This window comes from Pseudomonas sp. WHRI 8519 (genome assembly GCF_040224055.2).
Lineage (GTDB): Bacteria > Pseudomonadota > Gammaproteobacteria > Pseudomonadales > Pseudomonadaceae > Aquipseudomonas > Aquipseudomonas putida_X.
Window position 1 is genome coordinate 4439351 of the sequence record NZ_CP167996.1, and the last position, 26630, is coordinate 4465980.

Here is a 26630-nt window from a genome sequence, read left to right on the forward strand (position 1 = left end):
CGGTGAAGGCGACGGGCGCACTTAACCGATGGCGTTGAACAGGCTCAGCTGGCTGACGCGTGCGAAAGCCGCCTGCGAAGCCTGAAGCAAGGTCTGCTGCTGGGTAAGGCGGACCAGCACGGTGGCAGGGTCCGAGTCACGGATCGACGACTGCGTGGTGCTGTTGGCAATGCTCAGACTCTCGTTGGTGTTTTGCTGGATTTCCAGCGCCTTGCCACGGGCACCGATATCGGTGACTGCCGTGTTGAGCGCGTCCTGACCGCTCTGGATATTGGCGATGGCCGAATCCAGGTCTGCACGCAGTTGCTGGTAGGCCGCGTTGTCTCCGTCGATCGGCTTGCTCAACGCCGTACGCAACTGGGCGACGGTGTCCAGAACGTTCTGGGTCTGGTGGTTGTCGACGTTCACCACGTACTGGTCACCGGACTGCTGCGCGGGCGTGCTGGTGAAGGTGAAGTCCACACCGGCAGCCGAGGCGACGTTGCCAGTCATGGCACCACTGGCCACCGGGCGGCTGTCAGCGGTCAGCGGCTGGGCATAGAGTTCGAAGTCCGTGGCGCTGGTGAACTTGATGACCGCACCGCCATTGGGAAACATCGCTTTGTACTGGGCCGGATCAGTGATGCTGATCGACGATACCTGAGCACTCGACGGGTTGCCCGGGCTACGGGTCGCAGTGATGGTATCGGGCTTGCTTTGCAGGGTGAAGGTATGACCTGCCACCGCTGCATCCGGAACGTCGCCGTCCTGAAGGTTGATGTTCAGCCGCATGTCCACACCACGGAAGCTGATCATCGATCCGCCTACGGTATCGGGATCAAATTTACCGCCCTGGGTGGCCTCGGCGGTCACATCGTTGCCCAAGCTGTCGGTGATGCTGAACTCGGTACTGCTGAGCATGGTGACTGTGTACGGCTGACCACTGCGGAAGCGATCGTTGTACGTGACGCTGCCGGACACTTGCCCATTGGACAGCTTCACGCGGCCATCATCCACCGCGGGGGCGCTCAGGCTGGTTTCGGTGCGGCTGGTGTTGAGGGCTTGCTCGAATACGCTATAGCCAGAGCTGTTGCCGGCCATCTTGAGCATGTCACCAACCTGCAGCTCCAGCTGGGTCTGGTCACCTTGATAAGAATAGGTACCATCGGCATTGCGCACGAACGGCGCGGTGTCGGTACTGGAACCGGCAAACAGGTACTGGCCGTTCTCATCACGGCTGTTCATGAGGCTCAACAGCTGGTCTTCCAACTGCCCCAGCTCGGCTGCCTTGGCCTTGCGTTCGGTGTCGGTGTAGCCGGCATTACCCGACTCGATCGCCAGCTCGTTGACCCGCGTCAGGATCGTGTTGATCGAATTGAGCGTGGTCTCGGTCTGGTTCAGCGAGTTGGTGATGTTTGTCGCGTTGGTCTTGTACTGGGCCAGCATGTCTGCCTGATTACCCAGCTGCAGCAGACGTGCAGCCCCCACCGGATCATCGGCAGCGGTATTGACCCTGACGAAGGAACTGGCCTCTTCGTTGGTCTTGATCAGGTTGGAATAGTTGCGCTGGTAGTTCGCCGCGCTGGTCTGGTAGAACTGGGCCGTGGAAATACGCATGGATCAATACTCCTTAAAGCGCAGCGATCAGCGTGTTGAAGATGTCCTGCGCCGTCTTGATGATCTGCGACGAGGCCGTGTAGTACTGCTGGTACTTGATCAGGTTGCTGGCTTCTTCATCCAGCTGCACGCCGGACAACGAGTCGCGGGCGCCGGCAGCCTGAGTCAGAATGACGCCGGTTGCCTGGGTATCCATCTGGCCCTGCTTGGCCTGGGCACCCACACTTTCCACCAGTTTGCCGTAGGCATCGGTGATGCTGATGCCCTTGGTCGAACCGATGTCCATCGTCTGTTTGGTCTGCAGCTCTTGCAGGGACAGTGCATTGCGGTTGTCCGAGGAGCCTGCGCCGGTCAACGATACGGTAAAGCTGTCGCCATTCTTGGGCGAGCCGGCTACATCCATCTCGAAGCTGAATGACTTCTGGACGCCGCTGGCGTCATTGATCGGATTGCCCGAGGCGTCGATCATTGGCACATCGAGCTTCAGGGTATTGCTCTGCCCCGGAATGAAGGTGCCGGTGCCAATGCTGTTGCCCTTGGCATCGAAGGCTTCGTAGGTTTGTGGTGAGGCGGTTTCGTCACCGAACACCAGGCGCACCGGGGTGGAATACTTTATGCCGGTTTGCAGTTCCAGGCGCTGGGCAGGGTCAGCGATGTCCAACACCGAGGTCAGTACCGGCTGGGTGATCACCCCGGTACCGGAATTGCCGCTGCCGGATGTGGCGGTCAGCGGTGCGGCCAAGGCGAGCCGCTTGGCGTCGGTGAGCACTACGTCGATCTCTGCCGAGGCATTGCGGGTCGGGGTAATCTTGAAGCTATCCCCCACTGCCGCAGTACCGCTCTTGAGGTCGATGCTGAAACCGTCGATCACCGGTGCCGGGTCGTCGTTGGTGCTATAGGTGCCCATGTCCGTGCCGTCAGGCAGCTTCTTGACCTGGAACTTGTCCGCAGTCGGGCCAACGAACGTCACCTGATAGTCACTGGTGCTCAACTTGCCGGTATCTCGGATGACGACATTCAGGGCGGCGTCGCCAGCGTTACCAATCTTGGCAGTGCTGCGCGCAGACATGGCTTTGTCGCTATTGATGTCGCCAAACAGAGCAGCGCCGAATTCACCGTTCTTGTCGATACCTTGGCCGAGCTGCGAGTTGATCTGCTGCGACACCACCAACGCGATACGACCCAGCTCGTTCATGGCCGGCGCGAGGGTTTCACTGCGGTAGCGCAACAGCCCCCCCATTTCACCGCCGGTGATGCTGTTGGTGATATCCATGGTGGTGCTGCCACGATCGAGTTTGATCGCAAACTGCGTAGGGTCGGTGGCGCTTGGCTCAGCGCTCATCTTGTTGGTGGTCTTGCCCAGTACCAGCGACTGCCCGTTCTTCAGGTAGACGTCGATATTTCCGTCACGCTCGACGGTCTGCACGCCCACCAACTCATTGAGCTGCCGCACTGCCTCGTTGCGCTGATCGAGCAGGTCGTTGGGCTGGCCGTTGACCGCCGACACCTTGGAAATCTGCTCGTTGTACTGCGCGATACTGGAGGTCAGCTCGTTGATCCGGGCGGTCATCGAGCTCAAGTTGCCATTGATGTTGGTGTTCTGCTCCTTGAACTGGGCAGAGAGGCTGTTGAAACGATTGGCCAGCGCATCGGCATTGCTCAACAACAACTGACGGGAAGCGTCTTCGGTCGGCTTGTTGGCAGCGCTCTGCAAGGCGGAAAAGAAGTTGGTCAGCGCGCCAGTGATACCAGTGTTGCTGTCCGACAACAAGTTGTTGAGGGGCGTGACCTGATTCAGGTAGGCGGTGCTGTCACTGTTGAGCGAGGTGGCGGTCTGCAACTGTGCATCCAGGAAGGCATTGTACACCCGGCGCACATCCGCCAGCGTCGTACCGGTGCCCATGAACAGCTGGCCTTCCTGGAGCGAGCCCTTGGCACGCTGGATATTCTGCTGACGGGAGTACCCGGCGACATCGGCGTTGGCGATGTTGTTGCCTGTGGTATGCAGACCCGACTGGGAGGCCGACAATCCCGACATGCCAATGTTGATCAAACTCGCCATGTTTCCATACCCTTAAAGTGGTGTTGTGGTACCGAGCGATGCATAGCTCTCGTACGACTTCATCTGTCTTGCGATCTGCGAGATCTTGCTGGCGTAATTCGGGTCGGTGGCGTACCCGGCCTTTTGCAACTCTTGCACGAACTGTTCTGGCTTATCGGCCGCCTTCACCGCTTCTTGATAGCGGGAATTGTTCTGCAGCAGGCTGACCAGGTCGTGGAAGCTGTCCTGATAGGAGTCGTAGGAGCGGAACGCTGCGGTCTCCTTGACGAACTGGCCGTCACGGAACTCGCTGGTGATCGCCCGCGCCGAATCGCCTTCCCAATTGCCCGTGGCTTTGATGCCGAACAGGTTGTGGCTGCTGCTGCCATCGCTGTTGCGCATGACCGACTTGCCCCAGCCGGTTTCAAGGGCTGCCTGGGCCACCAGATAACGCGGGTCGACACCGATGCGCTTGGCGGCCTGCTCGGCCATCGGCAGCATGGTGGCGACGAATGCGTCGCTGTCGGTGAACGCTTTTTTCGGCGCCAGAGGCGGCTGCGCCACGGCACGGCCGGTGATGCGCAGCCCGCGCTCGGGCACGGCGAAGCTCTGCGCCACCTGCTGCCCATCGCGGGCCGGCACAGCGGCGGTATTGGTGGCTGCCGCCGGGTTGCCCGCCGAGGGCACGATACCGGCCAGCAAGCGGTCGGTCAGCTTGCCCGGCAACGCCAGACGCCTTGAATTGAGCGCGGCAACGTCGTTGCGGGTGGCAGTCGACTGCACGGCATGTACCGGGTCGGCTACCTTGTTGCCCCACAGCGCCGGCGCACTGCCTTCGCTACGGGGGAACGGGCTGGTGTTGACCGGCGCGCTCTTGTTCTTCGACAGCTGGCGCACCAGCACGTCCTGCAGGCCGATACCGCCCCCCTCGCGGGACATGCTCACAGCCAGCTGCTGGTCGTACATGTCGCGGTACTGCTTGACCGTCGCGCTGTTCATCGGGTTGTCGTCGGCCAGTACGTCACTGGCCTTGCGCGAGGCCTTGAGCATTTCGCTGATGAACAGCGACTCGAATTCCTGGGCCACCTTGCGCACGTTGGCATCGCTGTCGCGATCACCGTGCTTGAGCGAGCTCAGGCGATTGAGGTCGGTGTAGGCGCCGCTGTCGGCCGCGCTGGAAACCAGGCTTTTCGAGTTCATGCGTGGCGTCCTCAGATCACGATCAGGTCGGCCTGCAAGGCGCCGGCCTGTTTCAGGGCTTCGAGGATGGCCATCAGGTCGCTGGGCGCTGCGCCCACCTGGTTCACCGCACGGACGATTTCATCCAGCGTGGTGCCCGGGCCGAACTTGAACATTGGCTTGGCTTCCTGTTGCGCGTTGACCCGCGAGCGTGGCACCACGGCGGTCTCGCCATTGGAGAACGGCCCCGGCTGGCTGACGATCGGGTCTTCGGTGATGGTCACGGTCAGGCTGCCGTGGGTCACCGCCGCCGGCGAAACCTTGACGTTCTGGCCGATCACGATGGTGCCGGTACGCGAGTTGATGATGACCTTGGCAACGGCCTGGCCCGGGTCGATCTCCAGGTTTTCGAGGATCGACAGGTAGTCCACACGCTGGGTCGGGTCCATCGGCGCGCTGACGCGCACCGAGCCGCCGTCCACCGCCTGGGCGACGCCTGGGCCGAGCAGTTCGTTGACCTTGTCGACGATACGCTTGGCGGTGGTGAAGTCGGGCCGGTTGAGGTTCAACGTCAGGGTATTGCCCTGGTTGAACCCGCTCGGTACTGCACGCTCCACCGAAGCGCCACCTGGAATACGACCCGCCGACGGAACGTTGACGGTGATTTTCGAGCCATCGCGGCCTTCGGCATCGAAGCCGCCGACCACCAGGTTGCCCTGGGCAATGGCGTAGACGTTGCCGTCGATACCCTTGAGCGGGGTCATCAGCAGGCTACCGCCGCGCAGGCTCTTGGAGTTGCCGATCGAGGACACGGTAATGTCCACCACCTGGCCCGGCTTGGCGAAGGGCGGCAAGTCGGCATGCACCGACACTGCGGCGACGTTCTTCAACTGCACGTTGCCGGAGCCGGCGGGCACTTTGATGCCGAACTGCGACAGCATGTTGTTGAACGTCTGCAGCGTGAACGGCGTCTGGGTGGTCTGGTCACCCGTGCCGTTGAGGCCCACCACCAGGCCGTAACCGATCAACTGGTTGGAACGCACGCCCGAGATACTGGCGATGTCCTTGAGGCGCTCGGCATGGGCGCCAAACGCACAGGACAGAAGCAAGGTTGCGGCAATCAGTTGCCTGACGTTGAACATGTTCATCCGTACTCAGAAGGGCCAAAGCGGGCTGAGGAAGAAACGGTCCAGCCAGCCAGGCTGGCTGGCGTCGGCGAAGGAACCGGTACCCGAATAGGTGATGCGCGCGTCGGCCACACGGGTGGACGGCACGGTGTTGTCGGTGGCGATGTCGTCGGCGCGGATCAGCCCGGCGATGCGCACCAGCTCTTCGCCGGTGTTCAGGGTCATCCACTTCTCACCCCGCACGGCGATGATGCCGTTGGGCAACACTTCGGCGACGGTGACGGTGATCGAGCCGGTCAACGTGTTGCCCTGGGTGGCCTTGCTGTCACCCTTGGTGGCACGTTCACCGCTGTAGCCCGCCTCCAGCGACAGGTCGCCGCCGCCGAACGGGTTGTTGGTGTTCGGCGTGGCACCGAACAGCGAGGTCAGGCCGATGTTGGCGCTGCTGTCCTTCTGGATCTGCGAACCGGCATTCTTGCTGGCCGAGGTACGTTCGTTGAGCGTGATGGTGATGATGTCACCCACGCGGAACGCCTTGCGGTCGCTGTACAGGTTCTGCTCGAAGCCGGCCTGGTAGATCGAACCGTTGTTGGCCGCTGCCGGCAACGGGGTGCGCGGCAAAACCGGCGCGTAGTACGGGTCGTTGGGCTTGGCCGTCGGCGCGACGCAACCAGCCAGCAACACCGCCCCCCCCAGGGCGAACAGGGACAACAAACGATTCATGACGCTTACCTCACGGTGTAACAGGGACTTGGGCTTACAGCTGCTGAGTGACGAACGACAGCATCTGGTCAGCAGTGGAGATGACCTTGGAGTTCATCTCGTAGGCGCGCTGCGTGGTGATCATGTTCACCAGCTCTTCCACGGTGCTGACGTTAGAGTTTTCCAGAGTCTGTTGCAGGGTGGTGCCGAAGCCGTTCAGGCCTGGGGTACCGACCTGTGGGGCACCACTGGCAGCGGTTTCCAGGAACAGGTTGTCGCCGATCGCCTGCAGGCCGGCCGGGTTGATGAAGTCGGCGGTCTGGATGTTGCCGATGACCTGCGCTGCCGGGTTGCCAGCGGTGGTGATCGACACGGTGCCGTCCTGGCCTACGGTGAAGGTCTGGGCGTCGTTCGGCACGACCACCGCAGGCTCCAGCGCGAAGCCGTTGGCGGTGACGATCTGGCCGTCGGAGTTCAGGTGGAAGGTACCGTCACGGGTGTACGAAACCGTACCGTCCGGCTGCAACACCTGGAAGAAACCACGGCCGTTTACCGCCATGTCCAGCGGGTTTTCGGTGGTCTGCAGGCTGCCGGTCTGGAAGTTTTTCTGGGTGCCGACGATGCGCACACCGGTACCGACCTGCAGGCCCGACGGCAGTTCGCTGTCCTGGGTGGACTGCGCGCCTGGCTGGCGTTTGATCTGGTACAGCAGGTCCTGGAATTCGGCGCGGTCGCGCTTGAAGCCAGTGGTCGAAACGTTGGCCAGGTTGTTGGAAATGACCGTCAGGTTGGTGTCCTGGGCGGACAGGCCGGTTTTAGCGACCCAAAGAGCCGGAAGCATCAGTATTCTCCTCGTGCGCCTGTTTTACGGCACCCGTTCAAGTGTGGTTAGCCGAGTTGCAAAACACGCGCCATGGCTTCATCGCCTTCCTTGGCCGCGTTCATCATCTTCACGTGCAGTTCGAATTGGCGAGACAGCGCCAGCACCGACGTCATTTCTTCGACGGCATTGACGTTGCTGCCTTCGAGGAAGCCAGATACGACCTTGACGTTGACATCGGCAGCTGCCGGCTGGCCGCTGGTGGTGTGGATCAACCCGTCCAGGCCCTTGGTCAGGCCCTTGGTGTCCGGGTTGACCAGCTTGATCCGGTCGACCTCAGCCATCACCCGCGGGTCTTCACCCATTGAGCGGATGCTGATGGTGCCGTCAGCGCCGACTTCGACTTTCTGCTCTGGCGGAATGGCGATCGGCCCGCCGTTGCCGATCACCGGCATGCCATTACCGGCGCGCAGCACGCCGAGGGCATCGATGTTCAGGCTACCGGTACGTACGTAGGCTTCGCTGCCATCGGGGGCCTGCACGGCAATGAAGCCCTGCCCCGCCACCGCCACGTCCAGGTCACGCCCGGTCTCGACCATGGGCCCTTCACTGAAGTCGGTGGCCGGACGCTCGGTCATGGCAAACGCCCGCGACGGAAAGCTGTCACCGAACACCGGCATCGAGCGCGCCTGCTCCAGGTCACGCTGGAAACCATTGGTGGAAATGTTCGCCAGGTTGTTGGCGTGGGCCTTCTGCGCCAGCGCGTTCTGGCTGGCGCCGGTCATGGCCACGTAAAGCATCTTGTCCACAGTCATCCTCCGCTGCACTGGCGATCGTTTGCCGCTCGCCGTTGCTGTGCAGGCACTAAAGCAAGTTCCGAACCAACTTTTTGAAATGCTGAAAAAGCCCGTAAATACGGGCTTTGAAGGGTGCTACCGGGCAGGAGAACGCCGGTTATCCGGCGCCGGGTTGCCGGTAGCGGCAAAGCAAGTGTGCGCACCGGCCTCATCGCCGGCAAGCCGGCTTGTATGGTTAGACTTGAAGGGGTGGTGGGACTAAATGCCGGATTCTGACTGTTGACGCAGTACAGACTGTGGGAGACATCGCCCCACCCCTTCCACCAAAGCGCCGATAAAGAATGCATCGTTTGCAAACGACGATAGAAGCAAGCCAGCGCCTCTTGGTGAAAACCCTTCAAGCTCAAAAACCATAACGCGAGGAGCCGCCCATGGCAATGCAGGTAAACAAACTGATCGTGGGTGCGGATGTCGCAAAAGCCGAATTAGTGATTCATCACGATGATCGTGATGAAATTATCAGGCTGAAAAATACCAAGCCCGAAATCAAAAGCTGGCTAAAGCAACAGCCCCTCGGCACTGCAATCGCTGTTGAGGCGACCAATGTCTACCATCTGGACCTGGTTGAGCTAGCCCATGGCTTCGGTTTCGACGTTTATGTCATCGATGGTTTCCAACTGAGCAACTACAGGAAAAGTGTTGGAGGGCGGGTTAAAACTGACCCCTCTGATGCTCGGTTGCTGTCCCGATTTTTGAAAAACGAGGGCGACGATCTTCGTCCTTGGACCCCGCCTCCTGCTGTCTACGGCAAGCTTCAGAGCCTCCTTCGACGCAGAGCTGTCTTGGTGACTGCTCGCACTGCATTAGCTCAGAGCTGGACAAACGAAAGCCTGCTGAAGGCCGCCTTCAAAACCTTCGTAACATCGATAGATCGGCTGGATCAGCTGATACAAAAAAAGATTAAGGAAGTGCTACGAGAGGCTGGGCTGCACGAGCAAGTTGCCCGCTGTCAGGCGGTAGAGGGAATTGGGTTTCTTACCGCTACAGCCTTGGTAATGGCTTTTGTAAGGGGCGAGTTCAAGAACAGTGATTCGTACATCGCATTCCTGGGAATGGACCTGCGGGTTAATGATTCTGGAGAGAAGAATGGACGTCGTCGGCTCACCAAGCGCGGCTGCTCGGAAATCCGTCGTTTGCTGCATAACGCAGCAATGGCGGCCAGCAGGTCGGCCGCTTGGAAAGGGGTATATGAGCAGTATCGAAACAGCGGTAAGGCAACGACCCAGGCGTTGGTAATTCTGGCCAGGAAGCTCGCACGTGTGGCATTCGCCCTGATGAGAAATCAGGACGAATACGTCACCAAAGGCGGGAAAATGGCTTGCTGATAACCATAGAATCTCCCACAAGGATCGCGTAAACTTCTGGATATTGGGTAAGACGGTTGCCCCCAATATCCGCAGCGCTGTAAAACCCTGTGGGAGCCTGCTTGCCGGCGATGAGGCCGGCGCAGGCAATCACCGATCGCGGCAACCGCCATTGTTGTAGGGCCCGGCAAAACGCTTCCAGCCCTCCCCCGGCGACCATTGCGAGCATACCAGGCGCCCATCCACCTGGCTTTCCCAGCGCCACCAGGGCGCAGTACCCGCATGGGCCTGATACAGGCAGAACACGGCAAGCGCGGCGACAAGCCACTTTTTCATAAGCCCTCCCACAAAAACGACGAACCCCTTCATGGCAAAGGGGTTCGTCATCACACAATCAACCCGCGACCATCAGGTCATCTGGATGATGGTCTGCATGATGGTGCTTTCGGTGGAGATGGTCTTGGCGTTCGCCTGATAGTTGCTCTGCGCCTTGATCAGCTCGACCAACTCCTGGGTCAGGTTGACGTTCGAAGCCTCCAGGGCATTGGACTCGACGCTACCCAGCGTACCGGTCTTGGGCTCATCGATGCCGGGAATGCCGGAAGAGAAGGTTTCGGTCCAGCGGGTGCCGCCGATCTGCTGCAAGCCCTGCTCGTTGGCGAAGCTGGCCAGCGCCACCTGGCCAATGGCGCGCGACTGCTGGTTGCTGAAGCTGGCGAACATCACGCCGGTGGAGTCGATGCTCAGGCTCGACAGGATACCGGTGGCGTAACCATCCTGGGACTGCGACATGCGCGCGGTCTCGGTGTTGTAGGACGTGGTGCTGTTCATCGACAGCTTCATGCCATCGGCGTTACCCGCAGCGCCATTGGACGCCCAGTTGCCTGCCGAATCCTCGACCGCTGGCACCCAACCGGTCATGGTGAAGGTGTTGTTGGTCACGGTGAACGAAGCACCCGCCGGATGGCCTGTGTTATCGGCAGTCATGCTGCTCACAGAACCATCGCTGCTGAAACTGATGGTGCCGGTCAGCGGCGTGGTGGAAGCAGGATCGAACGGGTTTCGACCGTCGACCAACGTGTACATGGTCCATTCGTTCGTACCGGTCTTGCGGTAGAACTGCTCCATGGTGTGCTCGTTACCCTGGCTGTCGTACACCTTGGTCGGGAACGACTTGGTGTAGGTCGTCTCGTCGGTAGGGTCGAACGGCAGATTAGGCACCATCGCACCCGTGCCATCATCGATTTCCAGTGGAATATCGGTGGCCGAGGAGTTCAGGTTGATGCCTTGGTCAATCAGCGAGGTGGCTTTTGGCTGCAGCGCCGAGGTGTCGATCTGCAGGTCAGTCAGCACACCCTTCTGGATCTTACCGGTCGCATCGGCCGCGTAGCCTTGCAGGCGCAGGCCGTCCGAGGTGACCACGAAGTTGTTCTTGTCGGCCTGGAACGCACCGGCACGGGTGTAGACGCGAGAACCGTTGTCGGACAGGACGAAGAAGCCCTGGCCCTGGATACCCATGTCCAACACGTTGCCCGTGTTATTGACGTCACCCTGGGAGAACTGCTGCGAGATAGCCGCCAGACGCACGCCGTTGCCGACCTGATTCTTGCCCACACCCAGGCGATTGGCGCCGGCATAGACGTCGGCGAACTCGGCACGCGAGGATTTGAAGCCAGTGGTGTTGACGTTGGCGATGTTGTTGCCGGTAACGTCCAGCTGTTTGTTGGCTGCGTACAGACCGCTAAGGCCGATATTGAAAGACATGAATTCGCTCCTGCGCCGCGCTGGCGGACCTTAGATACCGATGGTTTGTATGTCAGAGAGGGAGACCTTGCCGACGCCAGCAAGGTTGAGCACCATTTCGCCGGTGGCATTGAAGCTGACGCTGGTCACCTTGGCCGGCAGCAGCGTGCTCATCTGCACCGACTGGCCATCCACGGTGGTGCTGGCGGCGAAGGTATAAGTGCCCGGGTCGACCTTCTCGCCGCTGTCGTTGGTGCCGTCCCAGATGAAGTCGGCATAGCCGGCTTTCTGCTCGCCCAGCTCGATGGTCTTGACGGTGTTGCCGTCCTTGTCCTTGATGGTGATCTTCGCTTCACTGATTGCCTGCGGCACGACGAACTGTGCATTGAAGCTTTCAGTGGTATCGACCACCGCCTTGTCGTTCTGTACCACCACCGAACGGCCGACCAGCGAGGAGGCCTGCAGGGCCTGGGACGACGCCATGGCATTGGTGATGCTGCTGACCGACTCGTTCAGGGAGGTGATGCCTTCCAGGCTGCTGAACTGCGCCAGCTGGGCCACGAACTCACCGTTCTCCTGCGGATCCAGCGGGTTCTGGTGCTGCATCTGGGTAACCAGCAACTGCAGGAACGCGTCCTTGCCAAGCGTATCGGTACCGGTCTTGGACACGGTATCGGTGGTTTTCTTGGTGGTACCACCGACGCCCGACGCTGTCAGGACATCATTGAGGTTCACACCGCTGGTGCTATCGACTGCCATGGTCCGGATTCCTTATCACTGACCCAGGGTCAGCACTTTCTGCATCATGTTCTTGGCGGTGTTCATCAGCTCGGCGTTGGTCTGGAACGCGCGGCTGGCGGAGATCATGTCAGCCATCTCCTCGACCACATTGACGTTCGGGTAGTAGACGTAACCGTCCTTGTTCGCCGCCGGATGGTTGGGCTCGTAGCGTGCTTCGAGGTTGCTCTGGTCTTCGATGATGCCCTTGACCTGCACTCCCTGCCCTGCCTCGCCCTGGTCTTCGAACAGCGACTGGCTGCCGCCGGCCTGCGCATTCTGGAAGGTGGTGGCGAACACCGGGTGCCGCGCGCGGTAGGTCTGATCGATACTCGACGAAACCGTCTCGGCGTTGGCAATGTTGGAAGCAACGGTGTTGAGGCGGGTGTTCTGCGCGCTCATGCCGCTACCGGCAATGTTGAAGACACTGGACAGGGACATGGTCATTCTCCTCGCAGGGCAGAAACCAGCCCTTTGAATTTACTGTTGAGCAGGGTGAAGCTGGCCTGGAAGCCAATGGCGTTTTCCGTGTAGTTCGATTGCTCGATCTGGGCGTCCACGGTGTTCTGGTCGATCGACGGCTGCGTCGGCGTGCGGTACTGCAGCGTGTCGTCAGCCATTGCCAGGCCTTCGGCCTCGATGTGACGGCTGTTGGTTCGGTCCATGGCAAAGCGGCCACCGCTCTGCTGCTTCTGGCTTTCGGCGGCGAGCACCGAAGAGAAGTCCATGTCACGCGCCTTGTAATTGGGCGTGTCAGCGTTGGCGATGTTGTTGGCCAGCACTTCGGCGCGCTGAGCGCGGAAGCCCAGTGCCTTTTCATGGATGCCAAGCGCCTTGTCGAAACTGATGCTCATGTCGGGGAAACCTTCGAAGGTTGACCGGAATATCGTTGGCCAAGCTATAGCAAGGGCTGTGCCAATATCCTGAAAGGCCAGAAACACTGGGCTGGGGCGGAGATGGCTGATGGCGCGATGCCAGAAAAGCGGCAAAAGGCTTCCGCCTGAACAACGCAAAGCGGCAATTGCCGGGCGGAAAAAGCGGCAAAACAAAAAATTGACGTCAACAGGCGTGGGTGGCGTTTGGGGGAGGGCAACCTGCTGCTTGGAACATCAGGCTTTTGAGCGCGAGCGCCGCGCGGGCAGCGTTCGCTCTCACGCCTGCCTGGAACAGACCGGCAGGCTCGCAGCCGATCACTTGGCCTGGTAAATGATTCCCGGGCTGCACTGCACCATCTGGTAGTGGTCCGGCAACCCATTGAGCGCCTCGGACGCCCCCAGGAAGAGGTACCCACCTGGCTTCAGGGTGCTGTGAATACGCAGCAGGATGTCTTTCTTCACCTGTGCCGAGAAATAGATCAACACATTCCGGCAGAACACGATGTCGAACTTGCCCAACGCCGCGTAGCTGTCGAGCAGGTTGAACGAGCGGAACTCGACACGGCTGCGAATCGCCGGCTTGACCGCCCAGCGCCCCGGCCCCTTGGTGTCGAAGTAGCGCTGCAGGCGCTCCTGGGACAAGCCGCGGGCGATCGCCAGGCTGTCGTATTCACCGGTCTTGCAGTTGTTGAGCATCGACCCGGACAGGTCGGTGGCAACGATCTGCGCACCCATCTTCAACTGGCCCAGGTTGCTGCGCTCGAACTCATCGATGGCCATCGAAATGGAGTACGGCTCCTGGCCCGACGAGCAGGCCGCCGACCACATGCGCAGGCGCTGGCCGGGGTTGTTCTTGATGAACTCGGGAATGACCTTGTTCTTCAGCACTTCGAATGGGTAGGTATCGCGAAACCACAAGGTTTCGTTGGTGGTCATCGCATCCACCACCTGCTCGCGCAGCCCCCCACGCGGCTGAGCCTGGATGCGCTGCACCAGTTCGCCCAGGCTCTTGATGCCCTGCTGCTCCATCAGCTTGTTGAGACGGCTGGAGACCAGGTACTGCTTGTTCTCACCCAGCAGGATGCCACAGGCTTTCTCCAGGAATACCCGGAACTGTTCGAAATCCAAATTACCCGTAGACACTACTGCGGCCTCTTTTCAATCACAGGTACCGGGAGTCGCCTCCCGGCTACTTCAATGCGTTGCCTTGATCCGGTCGACCACGCGCTGGGCCAGGTCGTCCGGCCTGAACTTGGCCAGGAAGTCATCGGCACCGACCTTCTTGACCATCGCCTGGTTGAACACCCCGGACAGCGAAGTATGCAGGCAGATATGTAGCTTTTGCATGCGCGGGTCACTGCGGATCTCGGCGGTCAGCGTATAACCGTCCATCTCCGGCATCTCGATGTCCGAAATCATCATCAGGAACTCTTCTTCCGGCCGCTTGCCCTCCTCCACCAGTTTGCGCAGGTAGTCCAGGGCCTGGCGCCCATCGTTGAGCGCCACCACCTCGACACCGACCGTCTGCAGGCAGCGGCTGACCTGTTTGCGCGCCACCGACGAATCGTCAACGGTCAGCACACGCAGCAGCACGGCCTTGTCCTGGGTGTCGGCATCGACCACACCGGCTGACACCGACTCGGACGACGGCGCCACCTCGGCCAGTACCTTTTCCACGTCGATGATTTCAACCATGCGGTTGTCCACCCGGGTAACCGCAGTCAGGTAATGGTCGCGACCGGTGCCCTTGGGTGGCGGGTGGATTTCTTCCCAGTTCATGTTGACGATGCGCTCGACCGAGTGCACCAGAAAACCTTGGGTCTTGGTGTTGTACTCGGTGATGATCACGAAGCTGTTGCGAGTCTCTTCCTGCAGCCCGGGCAAGCCGGTGGCCATCGACAGGTCGAGAATCGGAATGGTCGCCCCACGAATGTTGGCCACACCACGCACCACTGGGTGGGACTTGGGCAGCACGGTCAGCTCAGGGCATTGCAGCACCTCGCGGACCTTGAACACATTGATGCCGTAAAGCTGCGCGCCATTGAGGCGGAACAACAGCAATTCCAGGCGATTCTGCCCAACCAGCTGTGTGCGCTGGTTGACTGAATCCATAACCCCCGCCATGCCTGACTCCTTTTTATTTCTGCCATATCGTAGCCACTCCTACAGCGAGTCGGCACGGGCTTTGCTTTTTTGAGCGTCATGTACACGAAAACGACAATTTTCCGACGACTGACGCACCTGCTGAGCGGCTCGCTGGCTGCACTGTGCCTGCTGGCACCCGGCGCTCGAACGCTGGCGGACGCGGTTACCTTGCCTGAACAGCTTATCGGTGTCACCCAAGGGTTTCTTGAATTCACCGTAGAGGATTACCTGGCCACGACGCAGACACCGGGCCGCTACGAAATACAGGTCAACTCGCTCGATCCGCGCCTGCGCATGCCGCTGTGCAGCCAGCAACTGGACGCTTCGCTGGAAAGCCCGGCGCAGCCATTGGGGCGTGTCACGGTACGTGTACGCTGCGACGGCGCCGCGCCGTGGACCGTCTTCGTGCCGGCAACGGTGCGGCTGTTCCGCGATGTGGTGGTGGTTACCCGCCCGCTGAAGCGCCAGAATATCGTGGGTGAAGGTGACGTGGCCCTGCGCGAACGTGACGTTGGCACCCTCACCCAAGGCTTTCTCACCGACCTTGATCAGGTGGTTGGCATGAAGATGCTGCGCCCGACGGTGATCGACCAGGTTTTGACCCCACAGCACCTGGAGCAGGCCGAGGTGGTACGCAAGGGCGACCATGTGGTGATCATCGCCCGCAGCGGCAGCCTGGCCGTACGCATGCCCGGCGAGGCCCTCAGCAAAGGCGGCCAGGGCGAGCAGATCCGGGTGCGCAACCTGAATTCGCAGAGGGTAGTGAAGGCCCGGGTCACGGCCCCCGGCCAGGTGGAGGTCGCTATGTAGATTGGGCTGGCAGTGTATTACCGCTTTTTCTAAACTGTATCAGGAACGGGTTCGCGGGCTTGCCGAGAGGCGGCTGAGCATTTATGCCTAAAGTTTCTTTCGCAATGGCCGAAAACATGGCAAGCGTCCAAATACCCAGGGGTTTCTGATCATGGTCATCGACTTCAGTCGTTTGAATAACTCTCCGTCCATCACGGGCGGCGTTCGCGGCAATGCCGCGCCCGGCAACGCCGACAAGTCCGGCGAAACCACCGCGCCGAATAGCGCAAGCGCCAGCGGAGAAGCGGTACACCTCAGCCAAGAGGCCCAGCAGTTGCAAAAGGTCAGCGACAAGCTGCGCGACCAGCCCGTTGTCGACAATGCCCGCGTGGCACAGTTGAAACAGGCGATCGCAGATGGCAGCTACCAGGTCGATGCCGGCCGGGTCGCCAGCAAACTGCTCGATTTCGAAGCCCAGCGCTGACCGTTCGGCGCGCTGACTTCACGGACGCTTGAAAAGCCAAGAGTTAGCCATGCACGACATCACATTGCTGCAACTGATCGAAGACGACATCGCCCCCACCCAGGAGCTGCTCGACCTGCTTCAGCAGGAGGCAGTCGCCCTGCACGGGCGCGATATGGCACCGCTGGAGGGCATCCTGGCCCGCAAGCAATCGCTGATCGTTCTGCTCGAGCAGCAAGGCATCCGCCGCCACAACCTGCTCACCAGCCTCGGCCTCAGCGCCGACCGCGCCGGGGTGCAGGCCGTTGCTGCACAGTCGCCAAACGGTGAAGTGATCATGCAACAACTCAGAGCGCTGACCGAATTGATGGAAACCTGCCAAAAGGTCAACGAAACCAATGGCCGGATCGTCCAGGTACAGCAGCACGTCACCGCCAACCAGATCAGAATCCTCATGGGCGGCGATTCTCCGTCGCTCTACGACAGCCGTGGCGCCACTTCGCCACTGGCCAAGCCTCGGGCGCTCAGCCAAGTGTGATTAGTTCTATCAAGGCACGGAACATACTGGCAAAATGCCTTTACTTGCGTGTGTCGTTTTTGCCTGGAGATTGATAACCCGTGTTCAATGAAACCGATGCTCCGCAGCCGCCAAAGGTGCTGAACACTCCTTTGGAGATTGCGGCCAACCTGCGCCAGTTGCTGGAGAGCCATGATCCTTTGATCATCACCTTCCATGAGCGCAGCCAGCGTTTCCAGAGCTACGTGGTTCATGTGGACCGTGACAGCAATACTTTGGCGCTGGACGAGATGATCCCGCGCGATGGCGAAAAATTCATCGAGAACGGCGAGCCGTTCCGCGTTGAAGGGTTCCACGACGGCGTACGCATTGCGTGGGAGTGCAACCACGAACTGAGGATCACCGAGGTCGATGGCCATCGCTCCTACCGCGGTGCCTTGCCGGACGAGGTGACCTACCACCAGCGGCGCAATGCATTTCGCGCTGCGCTGAAGCTGTCGCAGCTGGTCGATGTGATTCTCGATGGTACCCATCTCAAGGGGAATGGTGCCTTGCGCGGCAAGTTGCTCGACATCTCCGCCACTGGCTGCAAGCTGCGGTTCGACGGCAACGTCGAGGCGCGTCTGCAACTGGGCCAGGTTTACGAGCGCTTCAAAGCCAGCAACCCGCTGGGCCTGGTGGACATGATGGTCGAATTGCGCCACCTGCATTACGAAGAGCGGATCAACACCACCTTTGCCGGCGTACGCTTCCATAACCTCAATGGCCAGGCGCAACGCAAGATAGAGAGCTTCGTGTACCAGCTGCAGCGCGAAGCGCGGCGGTTCGATAAAGACGATTATTGATCGTCTGCTTAGAACGCCCCCCCTGAAGGCTGATGCCAGTCTTTTGAACGATCAGGGCCGCTTTGCGGCCCATCGCCGGCAAGCCGGCTCCCACCGGGATCTGGCTGCACCCCAGATGTTGGACACCCATCCATCCAATGTCTTGGGCAACCCCGTATGGTGAAGCCTACGCCGCACTGGTGGAGCTGGCCTGCCAGCGATGGGCTGCATAGCAGCCCTGATGAAGCGTACTCACTGGCATTGACCTGAGACTGGCTATTCGTTTGTGCCTACCCTGGGCCCGCCTCAAACCGGCTTGCTGACCTCGCCCGGATCAGCCGGTTCGGCCTTTTCTTCAGCCTCGGTATCCTCAGCCGCCACAGGCGCCTGCATTACCTCCTGCACGGTCTGTTCATCCACCCGCGGGTCGAGCGCCGCCGACAATGGCGAGCCCGCCGCCGGCATGGCCACGTGACCCAACGGCGCGTCCTGTACCTGGTGCAGCCCGGTGACCGCCTTCGGCCGAATCCGCCACACCAGCACCAGGGCGAAGAACACGAAGAAGGCATACAGCATCTGCGCGCCCAGCACCTTCATCAGTACCCCCGCCGCCAGCGGCCCGACGCACGCCCCCACGCCGTAGGTGACCAGCAGCATGGCGGTCAACGAGACACGCCGCTCGCTTTCCACGTGGTCGTTGGAAAATGCCACAGCCAGCGGATAAAGGCAGAACTGCAACAGCGAAATCAGAAAGCCGATGCCGAACAGCAACTCCAACGGCACATTGGGCAGAATCGCCAGCGGCGCCGCCGCCAGCGCCAGCCCCACAGCCACGCTGCGGATCAGCACGGCCCGGTCATAGCGGTCGGACAACCAGCCCAACGGCCACTGCACCAGCAACCCGGCAAAGATGCAACTGCCCATGAACAAGCCGATCTGCTCGGTGGAGAGCCCCTGGCTGGACGCATACAGCGGCGCCAGGCCGTAGAAAGAGCCAACGATCAAACCCGACCCCAGCACCGTGCTCAGCGACTGCGGCACGCGCTTGATGAAGAATTTCGGCTCCATCGGTGCCGGGCGCAGCGGCGCCGGGTGAATGCGCCGGGTCATCGCCACCGGCACCAGGCACAGGGCGAAGCACATCGCGACCAGCATCAACAGTTCAGGGCCAAGTTCGGGATGCACCACCAGAATCAGCTGACCGAGCACCAGCCCGAGGTAAGAGGCGATCATGTACCCGCCAAACACAGCGCCGCGGTGCTTGGCGTCAGCCTGCTCGTTCAGCCAGCTCTCAATGACCATGTACTGGCACATCATGCCCAGGCCAACGAGCATCCGCAGCCCGACCCAGACCGGCAGCCAGTTGGTCATGCCATGGCCCAGCACCGCCGCACAGACGATGCCGGCGCAGGTGGTATAGGCCCGGATGTGCCCTACCCGGCTGATCAGCCGGTGGCCAACCTTGCCACCAACAGCCAGGCCGAAATAGTTGGCCGCCATCAACGCACCGACCCACAGGCTGTCGACATTGTCGGCCGCCAGGCGCAAAGCCAGGTAAGTACTGAGCAGACCCGAGCCGATAAGCATCATCAAGGCAGCGAAATACAACGACTGAAACGGCTTCCAGATGTTTCGCATACGTCCCGTAGGGCTCCCTGGTCAGGTGGCGTTGGCTTGCTGGCAAGCATAAAAGCAAATCAGCCGCGGCGCAGTCCCCTGCCTGCGAAATAGCAGAACAGGGGCGCATGCAGTAGCGTTCGTGTCGCGATCAGGCTTGTGCCGCCAACACGCGCCGCTCCCACGGCGTGATCTCGTTGTAGAAATCAGTCAACTCGAGCGTCTTGCTGGCAGCGTAACCTTCGATGAACTCAGCCCCGAACAGTTCCCGGGCCAAGGCGCTGCGCTTGAGACGTTCCAGCGCCGCATGCAGGGTGCAGGGCAGGCTCAGGTGCTCAGGGACCTGGAACTCACCCTGGATGGCCGGTGCAGGCGCCAGGCGCTGCTCGAGGCCGTGCAGGCCAGCTGCCAGGCTGGCGGCAATGGCCAGGTAGGGGTTTGCATCCGCGCCCGGCAGGCGGTTCTCGACGCGCCGCGCCGCGGGGCCGCTGGCCGGAATACGCAGCCCGGCAGCGCGGTTGTCATGCGACCAGCAAGCATTGTTCGGCGACGCATAGGGATGGCACAGCCGCTGGTACGAGTTGACATTGGGTGCGAACAGCGCAGTGAAATCGGCCATGCACGCCTGCAGGCCGCCAATGAAATGATGGAAGGTCTCGCTCGGCTGCCCCTGGTCATCGCTGAACACGTTCCGCCCCGTGGCTGTCTCTACCAGGCTCTGGTGGATATGCATCGAGCTGCCCGGCGTATGCGCCAGGGGCTTGGCCATGCACACCACCGTCAGGCCATGCTTGAGCGCGACCTCCTTGAGCAGGTGCTTGAACAGGAACGTCTGGTCGGCCAGCAGCAAGGGGTCGCCGTGCAGCAGATTGATTTCGAACTGGCTGACGCCCATTTCATGCATGAAGGTGTCGCGCGGCAGGCCAAGCGCGGCCATGCACCGGTAAACCTCCTGAAAGAACGGCCGCAGGCCGTTGTTGGAACTGACACTGAATGCCGAGTGGCCGAGCTCACGGCGGCCGTCCTTGCCCAGCGGCGGCACAAACGGTTGTACAGGGTCACTGTTGGGCGCAAAGACGAAGAATTCCAGCTCGGTGGCCACCACCGGCGTCAGGCCCAGCGCGGCATAGCGGGCGATCACCCCTTTGAGTAGCCCGCGGGTGGATAGCCCTGACGGCCGGCCATCGAGCTCATTGGCATCACAGATCGCCAGCGCCAGGCCCTCCTCGCTCCAGGGCAAGCGGTGGATCTGCGCAGGCTCCGCGACCAAGGCCAGATCACCATCGTCGCTGCCGTAGTATTTCGCTGGCGGGTAGCCGCCCATGATGCACTGCAACAAGACGCCACGTGCCATCTGCAGGCGCCGGCCTTCGAGGAAGCCATCGGCAGTCATGACCTTGCCACGGGGAACGCCGTTAAGGTCGGGAGTGACACATTCGATCTGGTCGATGCCCTGAAGATGCTCGGCGAGCGAGCGCGGGGCTGCGGTGGTCATGACGCTTGTCCTTGTTGTTATGGGCTGGCAACAACATAGGCTGGGGGTGTTTAAAATATCAAGCACCTGCATCCGCGACGACGCAGTTCTTGCCCCTCACTCGCGCAGGGTCATGCCGTTGGCAGGCAATGGCAGCGCCGTTTTGTACCGGACCTGCTTCAAGGCAAAACTCGAGCGTATGTTCGCTACCCCTGGCAGTCGCGTCAGGTAATCGAGAAACCGCTCCAGCGCCTGAATGCTCGGCAACAGCACCCGTAGCAAATAGTCGGGGTCGCCAGTCATCAGGTAGCACTCCATCACCTCCGGGCGCTCGGCGATTTCTTCCTCGAAGCGGTGCAGCGCTTGCTCTACCTGCTTCTCCAGGCTGACATGGATGAACACATTGACATCCAGCCCCAGCACCTCTGGCGACAGCAGGGTCACCTGCTGACGGATCACACCCAGCTCTTCCATGGCCTTGACCCGGTTGAAGCAAGGCGTGGGCGACAGGTTCACCGACCGCGCCAGTTCTGCGTTGGTGATGCGGGCGTTGTCCTGAAGGCTGTTGAGAATGCCGATATCGGTACGATCGAGTTTGCGCATGAGACAAATTCACCGGTTTTTTGTGTTTATGCAGAATGTTTATCTGGACCGCTCGCTAAAGGCAATCAACTTGAGAGAAAAATTCTCCCGGGGTGTCACTACTATGTAATTGACGCTGACCTGCCAGTCACAAGCCGGTAGTCAGCGGCGGCCGCTTCAAAGCTCACAAAAACAACATCCGAGCGAGCGTAAAAAGCATGAACGAGTACGCCCCCCTGCGTTTGCATGTGCCCGAGCCTACCGGCCGGCCAGGCTGCCAGACCGATTTTTCCTACCTGCGCCTGAACGACGCGGGTCAAGTCCGTAAACCGCCCATCGATGTCGATGCTGCCGACACTGCCGACCTGTCCAACAGCCTGGTCCGCGTGCTCGACGAGCATGGCGATGCTCTTGGCCCATGGGCCGAAGACATCGATCCACAGCTGCTGCGCCAAGGCATGCGCGCCATGCTCAAGACGCGGATTTTCGACAGCCGCATGGTGCTTGCCCAGCGCCAGAAGAAGATGTCCTTCTACATGCAGAGCCTGGGCGAAGAAGCCATCGGCAGCGCCCAGGCGCTGGCGCTGAACCGCACCGACATGTGCTTCCCCACCTACCGCCAGCAAAGCATCCTGATGGCCCGCGACGTGTCGCTGGTGGAAATGATCTGCCAGCTGTTGTCCAACGAACGCGACCCGCTAAAAGGCCGCCAGCTACCGATCATGTATTCGGTACGCGAAGCCGGCTTTTTCACCATCAGCGGTAACCTGGCGACGCAGTTCGTGCAGGCGGTCGGCTGGGCCATGGCCTCGGCGATCAAGGGCGATACCAAGATAGCCTCGGCCTGGATCGGCGACGGCGCCACGGCCGAGTCCGACTTCCACACCGCGCTGACCTTCGCCCACGTATACCGCGCCCCGGTGATCCTCAACGTGGTCAACAACCAGTGGGCGATCTCCACCTTCCAGGCCATCGCCGGCGGCGAATCGACCACCTTCGCCGGCCGTGGCGTGGGTTGCGGTATCGCCTCCCTACGGGTGGACGGCAACGATTTCGTCGCTGTATATGCCGCCTCGCGCTGGGCCGCCGAACGCGCCCGCCGCGGCCTGGGCCCGTGCCTGATCGAGTGGGTCACCTACCGCGCAGGCCCCCACTCCACTTCCGACGACCCGTCCAAATACCGCCCTGCCGACGACTGGAGCCACTTCCCGCTGGGCGACCCGATCGCCCGCCTGAAACAGCACCTGATCAAGATCGGCCACTGGTCCGAGGAAGAACACCAGGCCGTCACCGCAGAGTTCGAAGCGGCCGTCATCGCCGCGCAAAAGGAAGCCGAACAATACGGCACCCTGGCCAACGGCCACATCCCGAGTGCAGCCTCGATGTTCGAGGACGTGTACAAGGAAATGCCCGACCACCTGCGCCGTCAGCGCCAGGAACTGGGGGTTTGAGATGAACGACCACAACAACAGCATCAAACCGGAAACCGCCATGGCCACCACTACCATGACCATGATCCAGGCCCTGCGCTCGGCCATGGACGTCATGCTTGAGCGCGACGACAACGTGGTGATCTACGGCCAGGACGTGGGTTACTTTGGCGGCGTGTTCCGCTGCACCGAGGGCCTGCAGACCAAGTACGGCAAGTCGCGCGTGTTCGACGCGCCGATCTCCGAGAGCGGTATCGTCGGCACCGCCGTGGGCATGGGGGCCTATGGCCTGCGGCCGGTGGTGGAAATCCAGTTCGCCGATTACTTCTACCCCGCCTCCGACCAGATCGTCTCGGAAATGGCGCGCCTGCGCTATCGCTCGGCCGGCGAATTCATCTCGCCACTGACCCTGCGCATGCCTTGCGGTGGCGGCATCTACGGTGGCCAGACCCACAGCCAGAGCCCCGAAGCGATGTTCACTCAGGTGTGCGGCCTGCGCACGGTCATGCCCTCCAACCCGTACGATGCCAAAGGCCTGCTGATCGCCTCGATCGAATGCGATGACCCGGTGATCTTCCTGGAGCCCAAGCGCCTGTATAACGGCCCGTTCGACGGCCACCACGACCGCCCGGTGACGCCGTGGTCCAAGCACCCGCAAAGTGCCGTGCCGGACGGTTACTACACCGTGCCGCTGGACAAAGCGGCCATCACCCGCCCAGGCAACGACGTCACTGTATTGACCTACGGCACCACGGTCTACGTGGCCCAGGTGGCCGCCGAGGAAACCGGTGTGGATGCTGAAGTGATCGACCTGCGCAGCCTCTGGCCGCTGGACCTGGACACCATCGTCGCGTCGGTGAAGAAGACCGGCCGCTGCGTGGTCGTGCATGAAGCCACACGGACCTGCGGTTTCGGCGCCGAACTGGTGGCGCTGGTGCAGGAGCATTGCTTCCATCACCTCGAAGCGCCCATCGAGCGCGTCACCGGTTGGGACACGCCCTACCCTCACGCACAGGAGTGGGCTTATTTCCCAGGCCCTTCTCGTGTTGGTGCGGCATTGAAACGGGTCATGGAGGTCTGAATGGGCACGCACGTCATCAAGATGCCGGACATTGGCGAAGGCATCGCGCAAGTCGAACTGGTCGAATGGTTCGTCAAGGTCGGCGATGTGATCGCCGAAGACCAGGTGGTCGCCGATGTCATGACTGACAAGGCCACCGTGGAAATCCCTTCGCCGGTCAGTGGCAAGGTGCTGGCCCTGGGTGGCCAGCCGGGTGAAGTGATGGCGGTCGGCAGCGAGCTGATCCGCATCGAAGTGGAAGGCAGCGGCAACCACGTGGATGTGCCGCAGGCCAAGCCGGTCGAGCCGCAGGCCGCACCGGTCGCCGTCAAGCCGGAACCCCGTGTCGACGCACAACCGGTTGCCTGCCCGGCCACCACGTCGCACAGTGCCCCCCCTATCGTGCCGCGCCAGGCCGACGAAAAGCCGCTGGCCTCCCCCGCTGTGCGCAAGCGCGCCCTGGATGCTGGTATCGAATTGCGTTACGTGCATGGTAGCGGCCCGGCCGGGCGCATCCTGCACGAAGACCTCGATGCCTTCATCAGCAAACCGCAGAGCCCTGCCGGCCAGGCACCTGGCGGTTATGCCAAGCGCACCGACAGCGAGCAGGTGCAGGTGATCGGCCTGCGCCGCAAGATCGCCCAGCGCATGCAGGATGCCAAGCGCCGCGTGGCGCACTTCAGCTATGTCGAGGAAATCGACGTCACGGCGCTGGAAGCCCTGCGCCAGCAACTCAACAGCAAGCACGGTGACAGCCGCGGCAAGCTGACCCTGTTGCCGTTCCTGGTGCGCGCCCTGGTCGTGGCGCTGCGCGACTTCCCGCAGATCAACGCCACCTATGACGACGAAGCCCAGGTCATCACCCGCCATGGCGCGGTGCACGTGGGCATCGCCACCCAAGGCGACAACGGCCTGATGGTGCCGGTGCTGCGCCACGCCGAGGCCGGCAGCCTGTGGGGCAATGCCAGCGAGATTGGCCGCCTGGCCAATGCAGCGCGCAACAACAAGGCCAGCCGCGAGGAACTGTCCGGCTCGACCATCACCCTGACCAGCCTCGGTGCGTTGGGCGGTATCGTCAGCACACCGGTGGTCAACACCCCGGAGGTAGCGATCGTCGGCGTCAACCGCATGGTCGAGCGGCCAATGGTGGTCGACGGCCAGATCGTGATCCGCAAGATGATGAACCTGTCCAGCTCGTTCGACCACCGTGTGGTCGATGGCATGGATGCCGCGCTGTTCATCCAGGCTGTACGTGGCTTGCTTGAACAACCCGCCTGCCTGTTCGTGGAGTAAGCATGCAACAGACTATCGACACCACCCTGCTGATCATCGGCGGTGGCCCTGGTGGCTACGTGGCCGCCATCCGCGCAGGGCAATTGGGCATCCCCACCGTGCTGGTGGAAGGCCAGGCGCTGGGCGGCACTTGCCTGAACATCGGCTGCATTCCGTCCAAGGCGCTGATCCATGTGGCTGAGCAGTTCCACCAGGCTTCGCGCTTTACCGAACCCTCGCCCCTGGGCATCAGCGTCGCCTCGCCGCGCCTGGACATCGGCCAGAGCGTGGCCTGGAAGGACGGTATCGTCGATCGCCTGACCACCGGCGTCGCCGCGCTGCTGAAAAAGCACGGGGTCAAAGTGATCCATGGCTGGGCGAAGATCCTTGACGGCAAGCACGTCGACGTCGACGGCCAGCGCATCCAGTGCGAGCACCTGCTGCTGGCCACCGGCTCGAACAGCGTCGAACTGCCCATGCTGCCGCTGGGCGGGCCGATCATCTCCTCGACCGAGGCCCTGGCCCCCGAAACCCTACCTCGGCACCTGGTGGTGGTTGGCGGCGGCTATATCGGCCTGGAGCTGGGTATCGCCTACCGCAAACTGGGCGCGCAGGTGAGCGTGGTGGAGGCGCGTGAGCGCATCCTGCCGACCTATGACAGCGAGCTGACCGCGCCGGTAGCCGAATCGCTGAAAAAGCTGGGCATCACTGTGTACCTTGGGCACAGCGTCGAAGGTTACGACAGCGGTTGCTTGCTGGCCCGCGATGCTCAAGGTGCACAGCTGCGCCTGGAGGCCGACCGGGTGCTGGTGGCGGTTGGCCGCCGCCCGCGCACGCACGGTTTCAATCTGGAAAGCCTCGAACTGAAGATGAACGGCGCGGCCATCGCCATCGACGAACGCTGTCAGACCAGCATGCACAACGTTTGGGCCATCGGTGACGTGGCCGGCGAACCGATGCTGGCACACCGCGCAATGGCGCAAGGTGAAATGGTCGCGGAAATCATTGCCGGCAAGGCACGACGGTTCGAACCCTGCGCAATTGCAGCAGTGTGTTTTACAGACCCGGAAGTCGTTGTGGTCGGCAAGACCCCGGAACAGGCCAGCCAGCAAGGGCTGGACTGCATCGTCGCGCAGTTCCCCTTCGCCGCCAATGGCCGCGCCATGAGCCTGGAGTCGAAAACCGGCTTCGTGCGCGTGGTGGCGCGGCGTGACAATCACGTGATCCTGGGTTGGCAGGCGGTTGGCGTGGCGGTTTCAGAGCTGTCCACAGCGTTTGCCCAGTCATTGGAAATGGGCACGCGGCTGGAGGATATCGCGGGCACTATCCACGCTCACCCGACCCTGGGCGAAGCGGTGCAGGAAGCGGCATTGCGCGCGCTGGGCCACGCCCTGCACATCTGACACTGAAGCGGCTGCGGCCGATTTGGCCCGCAG

General features: G+C 61.5%; 26 protein-coding genes. 9 read left to right on the forward strand and 17 right to left on the reverse strand.

Annotated features, from left to right (window positions below; translation table 11 throughout):
* Window positions 1-21: 21 nt before the first annotated feature.
* From ABRP30_RS20185 to flgF, 7 genes are read right to left on the reverse strand one after another with little or no spacing between them, the layout of a single operon-like run.
* The gene (locus ABRP30_RS20185) at window positions 22-1596 is read right to left on the reverse strand and encodes a flagellar hook-associated protein 3 (RefSeq protein WP_119687560.1); all 1575 of its coding nucleotides are present in this window, start codon (window positions 1594-1596) and stop codon (window positions 22-24) included.
* A gap of 13 nt (window positions 1597-1609) precedes the next feature.
* The gene (gene flgK / locus ABRP30_RS20190) at window positions 1610-3658 is read right to left on the reverse strand and encodes a flagellar hook-associated protein FlgK (protein WP_241804598.1); all 2049 of its coding nucleotides are present in this window, start codon (window positions 3656-3658) and stop codon (window positions 1610-1612) included.
* Window positions 3659-3670: 12 nt separating this feature from the next.
* Window positions 3671-4837, reverse strand: coding sequence for a flagellar assembly peptidoglycan hydrolase FlgJ (gene flgJ, locus ABRP30_RS20195; RefSeq protein WP_241804599.1), 1167 nt, complete (start codon window positions 4835-4837; stop codon window positions 3671-3673).
* 11 nt (window positions 4838-4848) lie between these two features.
* On the reverse strand, window positions 4849-5958 hold the full coding sequence (locus ABRP30_RS20200) for a flagellar basal body P-ring protein FlgI (protein WP_241804600.1): 1110 nt from the start codon (window positions 5956-5958) through the stop codon (window positions 4849-4851).
* Window positions 5959-5970: 12 nt separating this feature from the next.
* Window positions 5971-6666 carry a flagellar basal body L-ring protein FlgH gene (flgH, locus tag ABRP30_RS20205; protein ID WP_267817756.1) on the reverse strand — a complete coding sequence of 232 codons (696 nt, stop codon included), beginning with the start codon at window positions 6664-6666 and terminating at the stop codon, window positions 5971-5973.
* A gap of 34 nt (window positions 6667-6700) precedes the next feature.
* Window positions 6701-7486, reverse strand: coding sequence for a flagellar basal-body rod protein FlgG (gene flgG, locus ABRP30_RS20210; protein ID WP_012315556.1), 786 nt, complete (start codon window positions 7484-7486; stop codon window positions 6701-6703).
* 47 nt (window positions 7487-7533) lie between these two features.
* Window positions 7534-8274, reverse strand: a complete 741-nt coding sequence (flgF, locus tag ABRP30_RS20215) for a flagellar basal-body rod protein FlgF (protein ID WP_042111635.1) — start codon at window positions 8272-8274, stop codon at window positions 7534-7536.
* Window positions 8275-8693: 419 nt separating this feature from the next.
* Between flgF and ABRP30_RS20220 the strand changes: the two genes are divergently transcribed.
* Window positions 8694-9647 carry an IS110 family transposase gene (locus tag ABRP30_RS20220; RefSeq protein WP_372490346.1) on the forward strand — a complete coding sequence of 318 codons (954 nt, stop codon included), beginning with the start codon at window positions 8694-8696 and terminating at the stop codon, window positions 9645-9647.
* Window positions 9648-9776: 129 nt separating this feature from the next.
* On the opposite strand, the gene ABRP30_RS20225 is transcribed toward ABRP30_RS20220, so the two are convergent.
* The 7 genes from ABRP30_RS20225 to ABRP30_RS20255 form a co-directional block, all read right to left on the reverse strand.
* On the reverse strand, window positions 9777-9962 hold the full coding sequence (locus ABRP30_RS20225; protein WP_349976555.1) for a hypothetical protein: 186 nt from the start codon (window positions 9960-9962) through the stop codon (window positions 9777-9779).
* Between the two features lie 72 nt (window positions 9963-10034).
* Window positions 10035-11390, reverse strand: coding sequence for a flagellar hook protein FlgE (gene flgE / locus ABRP30_RS20230; protein WP_349976554.1), 1356 nt, complete (start codon window positions 11388-11390; stop codon window positions 10035-10037).
* 30 nt (window positions 11391-11420) lie between these two features.
* A complete protein-coding gene (flgD, locus tag ABRP30_RS20235; RefSeq protein ID WP_241804604.1) occupies window positions 11421-12128 on the reverse strand; it encodes a flagellar hook assembly protein FlgD in 708 nt (235 codons plus the stop codon).
* 15 nt (window positions 12129-12143) lie between these two features.
* Window positions 12144-12587, reverse strand: coding sequence for a flagellar basal body rod protein FlgC (flgC, locus tag ABRP30_RS20240; protein WP_012315561.1), 444 nt, complete (start codon window positions 12585-12587; stop codon window positions 12144-12146).
* A gap of 2 nt (window positions 12588-12589) precedes the next feature.
* Complete coding sequence (gene flgB / locus ABRP30_RS20245; protein WP_012315562.1) at window positions 12590-13000, reverse strand: flagellar basal body rod protein FlgB; 411 nt, start codon at window positions 12998-13000, stop codon at window positions 12590-12592.
* A gap of 336 nt (window positions 13001-13336) precedes the next feature.
* The gene (gene cheR, locus ABRP30_RS20250; RefSeq protein WP_012315563.1) at window positions 13337-14164 is read right to left on the reverse strand and encodes a protein-glutamate O-methyltransferase CheR; all 828 of its coding nucleotides are present in this window, start codon (window positions 14162-14164) and stop codon (window positions 13337-13339) included.
* 51 nt (window positions 14165-14215) lie between these two features.
* The gene (locus tag ABRP30_RS20255; RefSeq protein WP_241804605.1) at window positions 14216-15145 is read right to left on the reverse strand and encodes a chemotaxis protein CheV; all 930 of its coding nucleotides are present in this window, start codon (window positions 15143-15145) and stop codon (window positions 14216-14218) included.
* A 78-nt stretch (window positions 15146-15223) separates the two neighbouring features.
* Between ABRP30_RS20255 and flgA the strand changes: the two genes are divergently transcribed.
* The 4 genes from flgA (at window position 15224) to ABRP30_RS20275 (ending at window position 17780) form a co-directional block, all read left to right on the forward strand.
* Window positions 15224-15976 (forward strand): flagellar basal body P-ring formation chaperone FlgA, encoded by a 753-nt coding sequence (gene flgA, locus ABRP30_RS20260; protein WP_241804606.1) that lies wholly within the window; start codon window positions 15224-15226, stop codon window positions 15974-15976.
* A 151-nt stretch (window positions 15977-16127) separates the two neighbouring features.
* Window positions 16128-16439 (forward strand): flagellar biosynthesis anti-sigma factor FlgM, encoded by a 312-nt coding sequence (gene flgM, locus ABRP30_RS20265; protein ID WP_241804607.1) that lies wholly within the window; start codon window positions 16128-16130, stop codon window positions 16437-16439.
* Between the two features lie 49 nt (window positions 16440-16488).
* On the forward strand, window positions 16489-16956 hold the full coding sequence (locus tag ABRP30_RS20270) for a flagella synthesis protein FlgN (protein WP_241804608.1): 468 nt from the start codon (window positions 16489-16491) through the stop codon (window positions 16954-16956).
* Between the two features lie 80 nt (window positions 16957-17036).
* A complete protein-coding gene (locus tag ABRP30_RS20275) occupies window positions 17037-17780 on the forward strand; it encodes a flagellar brake protein (protein WP_241804609.1) in 744 nt (247 codons plus the stop codon).
* A 285-nt stretch (window positions 17781-18065) separates the two neighbouring features.
* On the opposite strand, the gene ABRP30_RS20280 is transcribed toward ABRP30_RS20275, so the two are convergent.
* From ABRP30_RS20280 to bkdR, 3 genes are all read right to left on the reverse strand, one after another.
* Window positions 18066-19397 (reverse strand): MFS transporter, encoded by a 1332-nt coding sequence (locus ABRP30_RS20280; RefSeq protein ID WP_349976553.1) that lies wholly within the window; start codon window positions 19395-19397, stop codon window positions 18066-18068.
* A 130-nt stretch (window positions 19398-19527) separates the two neighbouring features.
* Complete coding sequence (locus ABRP30_RS20285; RefSeq protein WP_349976556.1) at window positions 19528-20769, reverse strand: glutamine synthetase family protein; 1242 nt, start codon at window positions 20767-20769, stop codon at window positions 19528-19530.
* Window positions 20770-20967: 198 nt separating this feature from the next.
* Window positions 20968-21453, reverse strand: a complete 486-nt coding sequence (gene bkdR / locus ABRP30_RS20290) for a Bkd operon transcriptional regulator BkdR (protein ID WP_008098689.1) — start codon at window positions 21451-21453, stop codon at window positions 20968-20970.
* Between the two features lie 197 nt (window positions 21454-21650).
* On the opposite strand from bkdR, the gene ABRP30_RS20295 reads away from it, so the two are divergent.
* From ABRP30_RS20295 to lpdA, 4 genes are read left to right on the forward strand one after another with little or no spacing between them, the layout of a single operon-like run.
* Complete coding sequence (locus tag ABRP30_RS20295) at window positions 21651-22883, forward strand: 3-methyl-2-oxobutanoate dehydrogenase (2-methylpropanoyl-transferring) subunit alpha (RefSeq protein ID WP_241804611.1); 1233 nt, start codon at window positions 21651-21653, stop codon at window positions 22881-22883.
* A gap of 1 nt (window position 22884) precedes the next feature.
* Entirely contained in the window at window positions 22885-23943 is a 1059-nt protein-coding gene (locus ABRP30_RS20300; protein WP_012315573.1) for an alpha-ketoacid dehydrogenase subunit beta, read from the forward strand.
* The gene (locus ABRP30_RS20305; protein WP_267817779.1) at window positions 23944-25215 is read left to right on the forward strand and encodes a dihydrolipoamide acetyltransferase family protein; all 1272 of its coding nucleotides are present in this window, start codon (window positions 23944-23946) and stop codon (window positions 25213-25215) included. It begins immediately after the preceding gene.
* Between the two features lie 2 nt (window positions 25216-25217).
* Window positions 25218-26597 (forward strand): dihydrolipoyl dehydrogenase, encoded by a 1380-nt coding sequence (lpdA, locus tag ABRP30_RS20310; protein ID WP_349976552.1) that lies wholly within the window; start codon window positions 25218-25220, stop codon window positions 26595-26597.
* Window positions 26598-26630: the final 33 nt, after the last annotated feature.